Origin of the sequence: Citrobacter sp. RHBSTW-00570 (assembly GCF_013739755.1) — a bacterium.
GTDB classification, from domain to species: domain Bacteria; phylum Pseudomonadota; class Gammaproteobacteria; order Enterobacterales; family Enterobacteriaceae; genus Citrobacter; species Citrobacter braakii.
The window spans coordinates 1206569-1222596 of the sequence record NZ_CP056399.1 but is presented as its reverse complement, the minus strand read 5'-3'; the positions used below and the strand labels follow the sequence as shown (position 1 = coordinate 1222596).

Below are 16028 nucleotides of genomic sequence, written 5' to 3'. Positions count from 1 at the left end.
AAAAGAGTCGGGTCTCTCTGTATCCCGGCATTATCCATCATATAACGCCAAAAAGTAAGCGATGACAAACACCTAAGTGTAAGCAGTCACGGCATCACATTCTGTTAAACCTAAGTTTAGCCGATATACACAACTTCAACCTGACTTTATCGTTGTCGATAGCGTTGATACAAACGCTGCGGATTGAAGTCCGCAGCGTCGACTTACGCTTATAATTATTACAGTTTTGCGCTGACCCAGCCTTTCACACTGGCTAACGCTGCTGGCAGAGCCGCAGCATCCGTACCACCGGCTTGCGCCATGTCCGGACGACCACCACCCTTACCGCCTACCTGCTGAGCGACCATTCCAACCAGCTCCCCTGCTTTCACGCGATCTGTCACGTCCTTAGACACACCAGCAATCAGAGAAACCTTACCTTCCACTACCGTTGCCAGAACGATAACGGTAGACCCCAGTTGATTTTTCAGATCATCAACCATGGTACGCAACATTTTCGGCTCAACATCCGCGAGTTCGCTGACCAGCAGCTTCACGCCATTGATATCAACCGCTTTGCTGGAGAGATTTGCACTCTCCTGCGCCGCAGCCTGTTCCTTCAATTGCTGCAATTCTTTTTCGAGTTGACGCGTACGCTCCAGCACGGAACGAACTTTGTCACCAATATTCTGGCTATCGCCTTTCAGCAGCTGCGCAATATCGCTTAAGCGATCGCTCTCAGCATGCACGGTTTGGATAGCACCTTCACCGGTCACAGCTTCGATACGACGAACGCCCGCCGCAGTGCCTGACTCGGACACAATACGGAACAGACCGATATCACCCGTACGGCTGGCATGAGTACCACCACACAGTTCGGTAGAGAAATCCCCCATGCTCAGAACACGCACGTGGTCGTCATATTTCTCGCCAAACAGCGCCATTGCGCCTTTGGCTTTCGCCGCTTCGAGATCCATGATGTTCGTTTCAATCGGCAGATTGCGACGAATTTGCGCATTCACCAGATCTTCAACGGCACGGATTTCAGCAGGCTTCATAGCTTCAGTATGAGAGAAGTCGAAGCGCAGCACTTTATCGTTAACCAACGAGCCTTTCTGTGCCACATGCGTGCCCAGTACCTGGCGCAGCGCCGCGTGCATCAGGTGCGTTGCGGAGTGGTTCAAGCGAATGCGCGCACGACGAGTGTCATCAACATCAGCCTGTACTGCATCGCCAATTTTCAGAGAACCCGCAGACAGCTTACCAATGTGACCAATGGCCTGGCCATATTTCTGCGTGTCGCTCACGGCAAACGCGAAGCCTGCGCCTTTCAGTTCACCCTTGTCGCCAACCTGACCACCAGATTCCGCATAGAACGGAGTCTGATCCAGTACGACAACTGCGTCCTGACCTGCGTTAATTGCGTCTACCGCTTTACCATCAACAAACAGCGCGGTCACTTTGCCGTTCAGTTCCAGGTGTTCGTAGCCTTTAAATTCAGAGGCGCCATCAACACGAATCATCGCATTGTAGTCTGCGCCGAAGCCGCTGGCTTCACGCGCGCGGCGGCGCTGTTCTTCCATTGCGGCTTCAAAGCCCGCTTCGTCAACCTTAATGTTGCGCTCGCGGCAAACGTCCGCCGTCAGGTCAACCGGGAAACCGTAAGTGTCATACAGACGGAATGCGGTTTCACCATCCAGTGTATCGCCGGACAGTTTTGCCAGTTCTTCATCCAGCAGCGCCAGACCACGCTCCAGTGTACGCGCAAACTGCTCTTCTTCGGTTTTCAGAACCTGCTCAACCATAGCCTGCTGACGCTTCAGTTCTTCACCTGCGGAGCCCATGACGTCCACCAGCGGACCAACCAGCTTGTAGAAGAAGGTATCCTTCGCGCCCAGCATGTTGCCATGACGTACCGCGCGACGAATGATACGACGCAGCACATAACCACGGTTTTCATTCGACGGGACAACGCCATCGGCAATCAGGAATGCACAGGAGCGGATATGGTCAGCGATAACGCGCAGCGACTTGTTGCTCAGATCGGTCGCGCCGGTGACTTTCGCCACGGACTCAATCAGTGAACGGAACAGGTCGATTTCATAGTTGGAATTAACGTGTTGCAGCACGGCCGCAATACGCTCAAGGCCCATACCGGTATCCACGGACGGCTTCGGCAGCGGTTCCATGGTACCGTCAGCCTGACGGTTGAACTGCATGAAGACGATGTTCCAGATCTCAATGTAGCGATCGCCATCTTCTTCTGCGCTTCCCGGAGGGCCACCCCAAATGTGGTCGCCATGGTCGTAGAAAATTTCGGTGCACGGACCGCAAGGGCCGGTATCACCCATCTGCCAGAAGTTGTCGGAAGCATAAGCCGCGCCTTTGTTATCACCGATACGGATGATACGTTCGCGCGGAATGCCGACTTCTTTTTCCCAGATTTCATAGGCTTCATCGTCAGTTTCATAGACGGTGACCCACAGACGCTCTTTTGGCAGGGCAAACCAGTTTTCACCGGTCAGCAGTTCCCATGCGTATTGAATAGCATCATGTTTGAAATAATCGCCGAAGCTGAAGTTGCCCAGCATTTCGAAGAAAGTATGGTGACGTGCAGTGTAACCGACGTTTTCCAGGTCGTTGTGCTTACCGCCCGCCCGCACGCAACGCTGCGAGGTGGTTGCGCGGGAATAATTACGCTTGTCGAGGCCAAGGAACACATCCTTGAACTGGTTCATCCCGGCGTTGGTAAACAACAAAGTAGGGTCATTGTTCGGTACCAGGGAGCTGCTGGCAACTACCTGATGTCCTTTACTATGGAAAAAATCGAGAAACGCCTGACGGATCTCAGCGGTGCTCTTGCTCATAATTATCCTGAAGAAATCAAGCTAACGAAATGTCATTACCAGCATCGGCACGTAAACTGCGCCTCTGGCAATCGAAAAGTGGGAATAAGATAAGTTTTCTTTACTGGGAAGTAAAATCCCGTATGCGCTCAATCGTCAAAATTTCGCCATATTGCCTGAATATCTTCCATCAGATAGCCACGGTAGAGCAAAAAGCGCTGGACCTTTACCTTATCTGAAAAATCTACAGGTAAAGGTTCTCCGTATTTACGAATGGCCTGCGCGCGCGCAAGTGCTGCCCAGTCAATTTCACACTCGCGCATGGCTCGTTCAACGGCTTCCCGCGAAATCCCTTTTTGGTTTAATTCCTGACGCACACGCGCGGGTCCATAACCTTTACGGCTACGGCTGGAGATAAACTGCTGAACGAAGCGGTCATCATCCAGATAACGACTTTCAATACACCAGGCGATGACCTTGTCGTAATCCTCCGGCGTTGCATCAATGTCTTCCGGTCCATTTTTTCCCATCACCGGAGCGGCCAGCTTACGCCGCAGTTCCTGCTCGCTGTGATCGCGCATCGCCAGTATACGTACAGCGCGGTCAAGAAGTCGGGAATAAGCGGAGCGGCGGGAAGTTGCTTCTGTCATAGTGAGCCTTCAGAAATGGAAAAGGGCTGCATCGTATGCAGCCCTTCTATGTGCGATAACGTCAGATTATCAGAAATCTTCGTTCGTTTCTTTTACATCTTCACCGCTGTCATCAACAGAGAAGTCTGGTTTTGAATCCGGGTTATTGAGCAGTAACTCGCGTACTTTCTTCTCAATTTCCTTCGCAGTTGCCGGGTTTTCCTTCAGCCAGTTAGTGGCATTCGCTTTACCCTGACCAATTTTCTCACCGTTGTAGCTGTACCATGCACCGGCTTTTTCAATCAGCTTCTCTTTCACGCCCAAATCAACCAGTTCGCCGTAGAAGTTGATACCTTCACCGTAAAGAATCTGGAATTCAGCCTGTTTGAACGGCGCTGCAATTTTGTTTTTCACGACCTTAACACGGGTTTCGCTACCAACCACGTTGTCGCCTTCTTTCACCGCGCCAATACGACGGATATCCAGGCGAACAGAAGCATAGAATTTCAGGGCGTTACCACCGGTGGTGGTTTCCGGGTTACCGAACATAACGCCAATCTTCATACGGATCTGGTTGATGAAAATCAGTAGCGTGTTGGACTGCTTCAGGTTACCGGCCAGCTTACGCATGGCCTGGCTCATCATACGTGCCGCAAGGCCCATGTGAGAGTCACCAATCTCGCCTTCGATTTCTGCCTTCGGCGTCAATGCGGCAACGGAGTCGACAACGATAACGTCAACCGCACCGGAGCGCGCCAGCGCATCACAGATTTCCAGCGCTTGTTCACCGGTATCAGGCTGAGAGCACAGCAGGTTGTCGATATCAACGCCAAGCTTGCGCGCATAGACGGGATCCAGCGCGTGTTCAGCATCGATGAACGCACAGGTTTTACCTTCGCGCTGTGCGGCAGCAATAACCTGCAGGGTCAGCGTCGTTTTACCGGAAGATTCAGGCCCGTAGATTTCAACGATACGGCCCATTGGCAAACCGCCCGCGCCCAATGCGATATCCAGAGAAAGCGAACCAGTGGAGATGGTTTCCACATCCATGGAACGGTCTTCACCCAGGCGCATGATGGAGCCTTTACCGAATTGCTTTTCGATCTGACCCAGCGCTGCCGCCAACGCTTTCTGTTTGTTTTCGTCGATAGCCATTAATTACTCCTGTCATGCCGCTTTCGGGTTAAACCGCGAAACGTGATAGATAATGTTCTGTTGGGGCAATTATACTGTATGCTCATACAGTATCAAGTATTTTGTAGAAATTGTTGCCACAGGGTTTGTAACGCGTAGGCGGTCGCCTGTCGACGTACCGCATCGCGATCGCCGCTGAAGCATTCCCGGCGAGTAATCCCCTCGCCGCTCGCGCTGGCAAAAGCGAACCATACCGTCCCCACGGGCTTTTCTTCACTGCCGCCATCTGGCCCCGCAATACCGCTAATCGAAACAGCGAAATGCGCGCGGGCCGCTTTTAGCGCGCCAATCGCCATCTCCACCACCACAGGTTCGCTCACCGCCCCATGCTGGACCAGCGTCTCTTCGCGCACGCCAATCATCTGCGCTTTGGCTTCATTGCTGTAGGTCACAAACCCGCGTTCAAACCAGGCGGAGCTGCCGGCAATATCCGTAATTGCTTTAGCTACCCAGCCGCCGGTGCAGGATTCCGCCGTCGTCACGGTTGCCCCGCGCGCTTTCAACGCCAGGCCAACCTGCTCGCTTAACTGCATCAGTTCACTGTCGGTCATTTCAGCCTCTGTCAGTTAAAAAAATATGCCGGACAAGATAGCACTTTCATAACCAAGATGGGGATGAGGAGACAATTTTACGAGGGGCATTCAGAAAATAGATAAACCGCATTCAAAAGAGTACCGGATAACGCACCAGGATAGCCTATTCGGTCTACAAGGAATTGCCCCTGTAGACCGATAACAAATGATTACTGCACGCGCGCCAGCGCGACCGCCTGACCCAATTGCCACACGGCCATAGCATAGTGGGTACTGTGGTTATAGCGGGTGATGGTGTAGAAGTTCGGCAGTCCATACCAATACTGATAACCGGTACCGATATCCAGTCGCAGCAGGCTGGCCTGCTGATGATTACCCAGGGACTGCTGCGGCGTCAGGCCTGCGGCGGCAAGCTGAGAAATGCTGTACTGGGTTTTAAAGCCGTTCGCCAGCCCAGGCGCCTGGCCATTCGCCGGAACCGCAACCATATCGCCTTTCACCCAGCCGTGGCCTTTGAAATAGTTCGCCACGCTACCGATAGCATCAACCGGATCCCACAGGTTAATGTGACCATCGCCATTGAAATCAACGGCATATTGCTTATAGGAAGATGGCATAAATTGGCCGTAGCCCATCGCCCCTGCGAAAGAACCTTTCAAATCGAGCGGATCGTCGCTTTCATCTCGCGCCATTAGCAGGAAGGTTTCCAGTTCACCAGAGAAATATTCCGCGCGACGAGGATAGTTAAACGACAACGTCGCCAGCGCATCCAGAATCCGCGTTTTACCCATCACGCGGCCCCAGCGAGTCTCTACGCCAATAATGCCAACGATAATTTCCGGCGGTACGCCGTAGACCTGCCATGCACGGTTCAGCGCATCTTCATATTGGTTCCAGAAGGCCACACCGTTTTGTACGTTATCCGGAGTGATGAACTGTTTACGATACCGCAGCCATGCACCGTTAGGTCCGGCTGGCGGTTGAGTCGTCGGCGCCTGGCGGTCCATCAAACGCAATACCGAGTCCAGACGCTTGGCCTGCGACAGGATCTCCTGCAACTGCTGGCGGTCAAAGCCGTGCTTATTCACCATTTTCTCGATGAACTGCTGCGCGTTCGGATTATTGGCAAAATCGCCGCCCGTTTGCATGACATTGTGCTGTGGCTCAAGCAGGAAGCCGCCGGATGGCGTACCCGTAGTCGTTTGAGTCTCTGAAGGTTTAGGTTTGCTGCTACAAGCAGCAAGCAATACGAAAAGGGGAAGTAACGCTACATAACGACGCTTGAACATGAGACATCCATTAAACAAATTCAGCCTGGGAGAAGTATGGTAAAGCATCCTCCGCCACACAAGGAAGCAGTAGTCGCTCTCCTTCACAGAATTTCCCCCCTCTTGCACTCCTGACCGGCACATTTGCGCGTTCTCACGCACAATCTTTCAAATTAAAATATTTATCTTTCATTTTGCGATCAAAATAACACTTTTAAATCTTTCGATCTGATTAAAATTAGTTACCGTTTGGCAAGATAACTAAAACCCCTACAGGAGAGAATAATGATCGACACCATCACACTCGGTGCTGAGTGGTTTATCGGATTGTTCCAGAAAGGCGGAGAGGTGTTTACCGGCATGGTGACCGGTATTCTGCCTCTGCTGATCAGTCTGCTGGTCATCATGAATGCGCTGATTAACTTTATCGGTCAGCAACGTATTGAACGTTTTGCCCAGCGCTGCGCCGGAAACCCGCTGTCCCGCTATCTACTGCTGCCGTGCATCGGCACATTTGTGTTTTGTAATCCTATGACACTGAGCCTGGGCCGCTTTATGCCGGAAAAGTTCAAGCCCAGCTACTACGCAGCCGCCTCTTACAGCTGCCATTCAATGAACGGCTTATTTCCCCACATCAACCCCGGTGAGCTGTTCGTCTATCTGGGGATCGCCAGCGGACTGACCACGCTGGGTCTTCCGCTCGGCCCGCTGGCGGTGAGCTATTTGCTGGTCGGCCTGGTGACCAACTTCTTCCGCGGCTGGGTGACCGATTTCACCACCACCATCTTTGAGAAAAAAATGGGCATTCAACTTGAGCAGAAAGTACATCTGGCGGGAGCAGCATCATGACGCGTATTCGTATTGAAAAAGGCACCGGCGGCTGGGGCGGCCCGCTTGAACTGGATGCCGAGCCAGGCAAGAAAATTGTCTATATCACCGCCGGGACTCGCCCCGCAATTGTCGACAGGATAGCCAGCCTGACAGGTTGGCAGGCCGTTGATGGCTTCAAAGAAGGCGAGCCGCCAGAGAACGAAATTGGCGTGGCGATCATCGACTGCGGCGGCACGCTGCGCTGCGGGATCTATCCAAAACGCCGTATACCAACAGTGAATATTCACGCGACGGGTAAATCAGGTCCGCTGGCCCAATATATTATCGAAGATATCTATGTCTCTGGCGTGAAAGAAGAAAACATTACCGTCGTCGGTGAAGCATCCGCTGCGCCAACGCCAGCAAACAGCACGATGGGTCGCGAGTACGACACCAGCAAGAAAATTACCGAACAAAGCGACGGTCTGCTGGCAAAAGTCGGCATGGGAATGGGTTCAGCCGTTGCGGTTCTGTTTCAGGCCGGGCGAGACACTATCGATACCGTCCTGAAAACCATTCTGCCGTTTATGGCGTTCGTCTCGGCGCTGATCGGCATCATTATGGCGTCTGGCCTGGGGGACTGGATTGCCCATGGACTCGCACCGCTGGCCAGCCATCCGCTGGGGCTGGTAACCCTGGCGCTGATCTGCTCTTTCCCGCTGCTGTCCCCTTTCCTCGGCCCTGGTGCGGTCATCGCCCAGGTTATCGGCGTCCTGATCGGCGTACAGATTGGTTTGGGGAACATTCCTCCGCATCTGGCGCTACCTGCCTTGTTCGCCATTAACGCTCAGGCGGCATGCGACTTTATTCCAGTCGGATTGTCGCTAGCCGAAGCGCGCCAGGACACGGTCCGCGTCGGTGTGCCATCCGTACTGGTGAGTCGTTTTCTGACCGGCGCACCGACCGTTCTCATCGCCTGGTTTGTTTCCGGCTTTATTTACCAATAAGAGGCACTCAAAAATGACCGTGATTTATGAAACCACCATCACCCGCATCGGCCAGAGCGCCCCGGATGCACTCTGCGACCAGATGCTAATTACCTTTCGTGAAGGCGCGCCTGCGGATATCGAAGAATTTTGCTTCATCCATTGCCATGGGGAGCTGAACGGCTCTTTGCAGGCTGGGATCCAATTTGAGCTAGGCCAGCATCACTACCCGGTCACAGCCGTTGGCAGCGTGGCGGAACAAAACTTACGTGAACTGGGGCATATCACTCTGCGTTTTGACGGACTGAGTGAAGCGGAATTTCCCGGCACCGTACACGTTGCGGGCCCCGTACCGGACGGTATCGCACCGGGCTGTATTTTGAAGTTTATTGCTTAAGATTGAAGGAGATAAAGATGAATCAGGTTGCCGTTGTCATTGGTGGAGGCCAGACCCTGGGGGCATTCCTTTGCCGTGGGCTTGCGACAGAAGGGTACCGCGTCGCGGTGGTGGATATCCAAAGCGATAAAGCCGCCAACGTCGCGCAGGAAATTAACGCCGAGTTTGGCGAAGGCACCGCCTACGGTTTTGGCGCTGATGCCACCAGCGAACAAAGTGTGCTGGCGCTGTCGCGCGGAGTGGATGAAATATTTGGCCGCGTCGATCTGCTGGTTTACAGCGCGGGTATCGCAAAAGCCGCGTTTATCAGCGACTTTCAGCTTGGGGATTTCGACCGCTCGTTGCAGGTGAATCTGGTCGGCTACTTTCTCTGCGCACGTGAATTTTCACGCCTGATGATCCGCGATGGCGTCCAGGGACGCATTATCCAGATCAACTCCAAATCAGGGAAAGTGGGCAGTAAACACAACTCAGGCTATAGCGCGGCAAAATTTGGCGGCGTAGGTTTAACCCAGTCGCTGGCGCTGGATCTGGCAGAGTACGGGATCACCGTGCATTCACTGATGCTCGGCAATCTGCTGAAATCACCGATGTTTCAGTCATTATTACCGCAATATGCGACCAAGCTTGGCCTTAAGCCAGACGAAGTCGAGCAGTACTACATTGATAAGGTTCCGCTTAAGCGCGGCTGCGATTATCAGGACGTGCTGAACATGCTGCTGTTTTACGCCAGCCCGAAAGCCTCTTACTGCACCGGTCAGTCCATTAACGTGACCGGTGGTCAGGTGATGTTCTAAGAAACATGATTGCCCGGTGGCGCTGCGCTTACCGGGCCTACACACATCTGGTCGGATAAGGCACAGCCGCCATCCGGCAAAATCAAAGGAGCACATTATGGTTTCCGCACTGATTACCGTCGCCGCTATCGCCTGGTGCCTGCAACTGGCGCTCGGTGGCTGGCAAATATCCCGCTTTAACCGGGCGTTTGATCAACTCTGCCAGCGGGGTCGGGTTGGCGTAGGTCGTTCCGGTGGACGGTTTAAACCCCGCGTGGTGGTCGCCATCGCGCTGGATGAGCAGCAGCGGGTTACCGATTCGTTATTTATGAAAGGTCTTACTATATTTGCCAGGCCCGGTAAAATTGCCACGATAATGGGCAAACATCTTGATGATTTACAGCCTGATGTGATCTTTCCCCATGATCCGTTAGCGCAGAATGCACTATCATTGGCGCTTAAACTGAAACATGGGTAATTTCGTTGTGAATGCTAATAGCTTGCGAAATTATCATTTTGCAACCTAATAAGTCAGGGTAATCACGCCTATGAAACCTCGTCAGCGACAGGCGGCCATACTGGAGCATCTGCAAAAGCAGGGAAAATGCTCGGTTGAAGAACTGGCCCACTACTTTGACACAACCGGCACGACCATTCGCAAAGACCTGGTCATTCTGGAGAATGCCGGAACCGTCATTCGTACCTATGGCGGCGTGGTATTAAATAAAGACGAATCCGACCCGCCAATCGATCACAAAACGCTAATCAATACGCATAAAAAAGAGCAGATTGCCGAAGCCGCCGTCCGTTTTATTCACGATGGCGACTCGATTATTCTGGATGCGGGCAGCACCGTATTGCAGATGGTGCCGATGCTCACCCGCTTTAGCAACATCACCGTCATGACCAACAGTCTGCACATTGTTAACGCCCTTTCAGAGCTGGACAACGAGCAAACTATCCTGATGCCCGGCGGGACCTTTCGCAAAAAATCTGCGTCATTTCACGGTCAGCTGGCAGAAAACGCCTTTGAGCAGTTCAGCTTTGATAAACTCTTCATGGGCACCGACGGCATTGACCTCAATGCCGGCGTGACCACCTTTAATGAGGTGTTTAGCGTCAGTAAAGCGATGTGCAATGCCGCTCGCGAAGTGATTCTGATGGCTGACTCGTCAAAATTTGGGCGCAAAAGCCCCAATGTTGTGTGCAGTCTGGAAAGCGTCGACAAGCTGATTACCGATGCGGGTATCGACCCTGCGTTTCGTCAGGCGCTGGAAGCAAAAGGGATTGAAGTGATCATAACCGGAGAAACCAATGAGTGATGCACTACTGAACGCGGGCCGTCAGACGTTAATGCTGGAGCTACAGGAAGCCAGCCGACTGCCTGAACGACTGGGCGATGATTTTGTCCGCGCCGCCAATACTATCATCCACTGCGAAGGCAAAGTGATTGTCTCCGGGATTGGCAAATCAGGCCATATTGGCAAAAAAATAGCCGCGACCCTCGCCAGTACCGGCACACCCGCCTTTTTTGTGCATCCGGCTGAAGCGCTGCACGGCGACTTAGGGATGATTGAAAGCCGTGATGTCATGCTGTTTATTTCCTACTCCGGCGGCGCAAAAGAACTGGATCTCATCATTCCGCGCCTGGAAGACAAATCCGTCGCTCTGCTGGCAATGACCGGAAAACCGACCTCACCGCTGGGTCTGGCAGCCAAAGCCGTGCTGGATATTTCCGTTGAGCGCGAAGCCTGTCCGATGCGCCTGGCACCGACTTCCAGCACCGTGAACACTCTGATGATGGGCGACGCGTTGGCAATCGCCGTGATGCAGGCGCGCGGCTTTAACGAAGAAGATTTTGCCCGCTCGCATCCGGCGGGTGCGCTGGGCGCTCGTCTGTTAAATAAAGTGCATCATCTGATGCGCCGTGACGATGCCATTCCGCAGGTGACGCTCACCACCAGCGTCATGGACGCGATGCTGGAACTAAGCCGTACGGGTCTTGGCCTGGTGGCAGTCTGCGACGACGAGTCGCTGGTGAAAGGCGTCTTTACCGACGGCGACCTGCGCCGCTGGCTGGTTGGCGGCGGAGCGCTCACCACTCAGGTTAGCGAAGCAATGACCCATAATGGCATTACGCTGCAGGCCCAGAGCCGCGCCATTGACGCCAAAGAGATCCTGATGAAGCGCAAAATCACTGCCGCACCGGTGGTAGATGAAAACGGTAAACTCACCGGTGCTATCAACCTGCAGGATTTCTATCAGGCAGGTATTCTCTAATCCTTCAGCCCCAGACGTTTCGCCAGCCGGTGCAGGTTGGCGACGTCTGTTTCCAGCGCCCGCGCACTTGCCGCCCAACTGTGATTATTTTGCGCCAACGCCCGGCGGATCATCTCCCGCTGGAATGACTCCGTTGCCTCACGCAGGTTGCGATGCTGCGGGATCTCCGCAACAACCTCTGCCTGGGGAGCCGGGGTTTCATCCTGCAGGGCAAAATGCTGCGCCTCAAGCACCACTTCATCCCCTGCCCTGGTGGCCCTTGCCAGAACAACCGCCCGGTGAATGGCATGTTCCAGCTCACGCACGTTCCCGGGCCAGCCGTAATTCAACAGATGACTACGCGCGCCGGGACTTAACACCACGCGGGAAAGACCCAGCCGCAGCCGACATTGTTCGCAAAAATAACCGGCCAGCAGCACCACATCTTCGCCGCGTTCACGAAGGGGCGGTACGGAAAGGGGAAAGACGCTCAGACGGTGGAACAAATCCGCACGGAAATTCCCGGCCAGCACCTCTTCTCGTAAATCACTGTTCGTTGCGGCCAGCACCCGAACATCCACGCGCAGGCTGCGATCGTCACCCACACGCTGAATATCGCCGTACTGCAACACACGTAGCAACTTAGCCTGTAACGCCAGCGAGAGCTCGCCAATCTCATCGAGAAACAGCGTCCCATTGTCAGCCATTTCAAACTTACCGCTACGATTGCTGATAGCCCCGGTAAAGGCGCCTTTTACGTGACCAAACAGCTCACTTTCCGCTACGGTTTCCGGCAACGCCGCGCAGTTCAGATACACCAGCGGATTCACCGCGCGCGGCGAACCTTCATGGATAGCCTTAGCTACAAGCTCCTTCCCGGTCCCCGTTTCGCCGCTAATCAGTACGTTGAGATCGGATCCCGCCACAATCTCAATCTCTTTTTTCAACTGCAGCATATTGGGCGACAGGCCAATCATTTGGGTTTCCGTCACCTGCTCGAAGGCCGTCGACGAGCCCGGCAACATATTCTGGCTTTCCAGTTGTTCAATCAGCAGCGCATTGCTCAGCGCGCCCGCCGCCAGCGCGGCAATCAGCCTAAGTTCTTCATCGCTGAAAACGTCGAATTGATCGGGCTCCATGCCATCCAGCGTTAACGCGCCAATCAGATTTTGACCGGCGAACAGCGGTAAGCCAATGCAGGCGTGTACCTTCAGGCTCTCCTGGCCCGGAATCAGCCCATCGTAAGGGTCTGGCAAATCGCTGTCGGCAGGGAAACGAACCACGTCCCCGGCGCGGGCAATCGCCTCCAGACGAGGATGCCCTTCCAGGGTAAAGCGCCTGCCGAGAACGTCCTGCGCCAGCCCATCGATCGCCAGCGGAATAAACTGTCGCGACTCATAGCGCAGCAATGCCGACGCGTCGCACTCCAGCACCTGTCGCAAGGTGGTTATCAGGCGTTGAAAACGGTCCTGATGTCCAATACCGCTTTGTAATTCAATGGCGATACCCGCCAGCACGTCTACGGAAAAACTCATGACGACCTCATTGTCATTTTGACAATTCATATTGTCATATTGACAATAAAATGAATAGTCATTTTGACTACCACCTTATAGGCATTAAAAAACAAACCCTTTAAAATCAACAAAATAAAAAGTTGGCACGCAACCTGCAATAAGCAAAACATCTTTTTTAGAAAAACGCTGAATTAATTACTGAGGTTGCTATGTCTATTCTGGTTAAAAATAACATTCATTGGGTTGGCCAACGTGACTGGGAAGTTCGTGATTTCCACGGGACTGAATATAAAACGCTGCGCGGTAGCAGCTACAACAGCTATCTCATCCGTGAAGAAAAAAATGTCCTGATCGATACAGTAGACCACAAGTTTAGCCGTGAATTCGTGCAGAACCTGCGCAGTGAAATTGACCTGGCAGATATCGACTACATCATCATTAACCACGCGGAAGAGGACCATGCCGGTGCGCTGACTGAGCTGATGTCCTGCATCCCTGACACCCCAATTTACTGCACAGCCAACGCTATTGACTCTATCAACGGGCACCACCACCACCCGGAGTGGAACTTCAACGTGGTGAAAACCGGCGACTCGCTGGACATTGGCAACGGTAAACAACTGATCTTCGTTGAAACACCGATGCTGCACTGGCCTGACAGCATGATGACCTACATGACCGGCGATGCGGTGCTGTTCAGTAACGACGCCTTCGGCCAGCACTACTGTGATGAACGTCTGTTTAACGACGAAGTTGACCAGACCGAACTGTTCGAACAGTGCCAGCGTTACTACGCCAACATCCTGACGCCGTTCAGCCGTCTGGTTACACCGAAAATCACTGAGATTCTCGGCTTCAACCTGCCGGTGGATATGATTGCCACTTCCCACGGCGTCGTATGGCGCGACAACCCGACACAAATCGTTGAAATGTATCTGAAATGGGCGGCTGACTATCAGGAAGACCGTATCACCATTTTCTACGACACCATGTCCAACAACACCCGCATGATGGCGGACGCCATTGCCCAGGGCATCAACGAAGTTGACCCGAACGTGGCGGTGAAAATCTTTAACGTCGCCCGTAGCGACAAAAACGAAGTCCTGACTAACGTCTTCCGCTCTAAAGGCGTGCTGGTTGGTACTTCAACGATGAACAACGTAATGATGCCAAAAATCGCCGGTCTGGTAGAAGAGATGACCGGCCTGCGTTTTCGTAACAAACGCGCCAGCGCCTTTGGTTCACACGGCTGGAGCGGCGGTGCGGTAGACCGTTTGTCCACACGCTTGCAGGATGCCGGTTTCGAGATGTCGCTGAGTCTGAAAGCGAAATGGCGTCCGGATCTGGACGCGCTGGAACTGTGTCGCCAGCATGGCCGTGAAATCGCACGTCAGTGGGCGCTTGCTCCGCTGCCGGAAACAATCGTCAAAACGGCAACCAAAGAGGAAGAGTGCGCCTGTGCCGCTGCGGCTGCCGCTGATCTTGGTCCAAGCATGCAGTGCAGCGTATGCCAGTGGATTTACGACCCGGCAAAAGGTGAACCGCTGCAGGATGTCGCGCCGGGAACACCGTGGAGCGACGTGCCGGATAACTTCCTGTGCCCGGAATGTTCATTAGGTAAAGACGTCTTTGACGTACTGGCAACGGAGGCAAAATGAGCCGCGGAATTGTCATTATTGGTTCAGGCTTCGCCGCCCGCCAGTTAGTCAAAAATATCCGTAAGCAGGATGCAAATGTCCCGCTGACCCTGATTGCTGCAGACAGTATGGATGAGTACAACAAGCCCGATCTCAGCCATGTTATCAGTCAGTCGCAACGTGCAGACGACCTCACCCGCCAGTCGGCGGGGGAGTTTGCCGAACAGTTTAATTTGCGCCTCTTTCCGCACACCTGGGTAACCGACATCGATGCCGATGCTCACGTAGTGAAAAGCCAGGAGCAACAGTGGCCATACGACAAACTGGTGCTGGCGACGGGAGCGTCGGCCTTCGTACCGCCGATTACCGGACGTGAGTTAATGCTCACATTGAACAGCCAACAAGAGTATCGCGCCTGTGAAACACAACTGCGTGACGCCCAACGGGTGCTGATTGTCGGCGGCGGCTTGATTGGCAGCGAACTGGCGATGGATTTTTGTCGTGCTGGTAAAGCGGTGACGCTTATCGACAACGCCGCCAGCATTCTGGCTTCGCTGATGCCGCCAGAAGTAAGCAGTCGCTTACAGCATCGTCTGACCGATATGGGCGTACACCTGCTGCTGAAATCGCAGCTTCAGGGGCTGGAGAAAACGGAGTCGGGGATTCGCGCCACGCTCGATCGTAGCCGCAGCGTAGAAGTCGATGCGGTGATCGCCGCTACGGGTCTGCGCCCTGAAACCGCGCTGGCGCGTCGCGCCGGATTGAACATCAATCGTGGCGTCTGCGTCGACAGCTACCTGCAAACCAGCCACCCGGACATTTATGCTCTCGGTGACTGTGCGGAAATTAACGGTCAGGTACTCCCGTTCCTGCAACCGATTCAGCTGAGCGCCATGTATCTGGCGAAAAACCTGCTCGGCGGCAATGCACCATTGAAGTTGCCTGCCATGCTGGTAAAAGTCAAAACGCCGGAATTACCCTTGCATCTGGCTGGGGATACCCAGCGCCGCGATCTGAACTGGCATATTGCCGCCGAAGCGCAAGGGATGGTGGCCAGAGGGATGAACGACGCAGGCCAGCTATGTGCCTTTGTCGTCAGCGAAGACCGCATGAAAGAGGCCTTTGCGCTGCTGAAAACGCTGCCCGTTTAAGTACAGGATACCGTTGCTTGATTTATTAACCTCACGCACATGGATG

At 53.7% G+C, this 16028-nt stretch carries 15 protein-coding genes; 9 read left to right on the top strand and 6 right to left on the bottom strand.

Features of this window, described 5'->3' with window-relative positions; genetic code table 11:
• Positions 1 to 218: 218 nt before the first annotated feature.
• The 5 genes from alaS to mltB form a co-directional block, all read right to left on the bottom strand.
• Complete coding sequence (alaS, locus tag HV237_RS05830; RefSeq protein WP_047357857.1) at positions 219 to 2846, bottom strand: alanine--tRNA ligase; 2628 nt, start codon at positions 2844 to 2846, stop codon at positions 219 to 221.
• Positions 2847 to 2974: 128 nt separating this feature from the next.
• Positions 2975 to 3475 (bottom strand): recombination regulator RecX, encoded by a 501-nt coding sequence (recX, locus tag HV237_RS05825; protein ID WP_016154165.1) that lies wholly within the window; start codon positions 3473 to 3475, stop codon positions 2975 to 2977.
• Positions 3476 to 3544: 69 nt separating this feature from the next.
• The gene (gene recA / locus HV237_RS05820; protein ID WP_016154166.1) at positions 3545 to 4609 is read right to left on the bottom strand and encodes a recombinase RecA; all 1065 of its coding nucleotides are present in this window, start codon (positions 4607 to 4609) and stop codon (positions 3545 to 3547) included.
• 92 nt (positions 4610 to 4701) lie between these two features.
• Complete coding sequence (pncC, locus tag HV237_RS05815) at positions 4702 to 5199, bottom strand: nicotinamide-nucleotide amidase (protein ID WP_016154167.1); 498 nt, start codon at positions 5197 to 5199, stop codon at positions 4702 to 4704.
• Between the two features lie 191 nt (positions 5200 to 5390).
• Positions 5391 to 6470, bottom strand: coding sequence for a lytic murein transglycosylase B (gene mltB / locus HV237_RS05810; protein WP_046274844.1), 1080 nt, complete (start codon positions 6468 to 6470; stop codon positions 5391 to 5393).
• A gap of 264 nt (positions 6471 to 6734) precedes the next feature.
• Here mltB and srlA point away from each other — a divergent pair, with 264 nt between their 5' ends.
• The 7 genes from srlA to gutQ all read left to right on the top strand — a co-directional run bounded on the left by srlA (position 6735) and on the right by gutQ (position 11698).
• Positions 6735 to 7298, top strand: coding sequence for a PTS glucitol/sorbitol transporter subunit IIC (srlA, locus tag HV237_RS05805; RefSeq protein WP_016154169.1), 564 nt, complete (start codon positions 6735 to 6737; stop codon positions 7296 to 7298).
• A complete protein-coding gene (locus HV237_RS05800; protein ID WP_047357858.1) occupies positions 7295 to 8266 on the top strand; it encodes a PTS glucitol/sorbitol transporter subunit IIB in 972 nt (323 codons plus the stop codon). Before srlA ends, HV237_RS05800 begins: the two co-directional genes overlap by 4 nt.
• A gap of 13 nt (positions 8267 to 8279) precedes the next feature.
• Positions 8280 to 8642, top strand: a complete 363-nt coding sequence (gene srlB / locus HV237_RS05795; protein ID WP_016157310.1) for a PTS glucitol/sorbitol transporter subunit IIA — start codon at positions 8280 to 8282, stop codon at positions 8640 to 8642.
• A gap of 17 nt (positions 8643 to 8659) precedes the next feature.
• On the top strand, positions 8660 to 9439 hold the full coding sequence (gene srlD, locus HV237_RS05790; RefSeq protein ID WP_003037345.1) for a sorbitol-6-phosphate dehydrogenase: 780 nt from the start codon (positions 8660 to 8662) through the stop codon (positions 9437 to 9439).
• 97 nt (positions 9440 to 9536) lie between these two features.
• Positions 9537 to 9896, top strand: coding sequence for a transcriptional regulator GutM (gene gutM, locus HV237_RS05785; RefSeq protein ID WP_047357859.1), 360 nt, complete (start codon positions 9537 to 9539; stop codon positions 9894 to 9896).
• Positions 9897 to 9966: 70 nt separating this feature from the next.
• On the top strand, positions 9967 to 10740 hold the full coding sequence (locus tag HV237_RS05780) for a DNA-binding transcriptional repressor (RefSeq protein ID WP_003037350.1): 774 nt from the start codon (positions 9967 to 9969) through the stop codon (positions 10738 to 10740).
• Positions 10733 to 11698 (top strand): arabinose-5-phosphate isomerase GutQ, encoded by a 966-nt coding sequence (gene gutQ / locus HV237_RS05775; RefSeq protein WP_046274841.1) that lies wholly within the window; start codon positions 10733 to 10735, stop codon positions 11696 to 11698. The genes HV237_RS05780 and gutQ overlap by 8 nt, the downstream gene beginning before the upstream one ends.
• Here the strand turns inward: gutQ and norR are convergent.
• Complete coding sequence (gene norR, locus HV237_RS05770; protein ID WP_047357860.1) at positions 11695 to 13212, bottom strand: nitric oxide reductase transcriptional regulator NorR; 1518 nt, start codon at positions 13210 to 13212, stop codon at positions 11695 to 11697. The genes gutQ and norR overlap by 4 nt on opposite strands.
• 191 nt (positions 13213 to 13403) lie before the next feature.
• Between norR and norV the strand changes: the two genes are divergently transcribed.
• The gene (gene norV / locus HV237_RS05765; RefSeq protein ID WP_016154175.1) at positions 13404 to 14852 is read left to right on the top strand and encodes an anaerobic nitric oxide reductase flavorubredoxin; all 1449 of its coding nucleotides are present in this window, start codon (positions 13404 to 13406) and stop codon (positions 14850 to 14852) included.
• Positions 14849 to 15982, top strand: a complete 1134-nt coding sequence (gene norW / locus HV237_RS05760; RefSeq protein ID WP_047357861.1) for an NADH:flavorubredoxin reductase NorW — start codon at positions 14849 to 14851, stop codon at positions 15980 to 15982. Before norV ends, norW begins: the two co-directional genes overlap by 4 nt.
• The last annotated feature ends 46 nt before the right edge of the window (positions 15983 to 16028 follow it).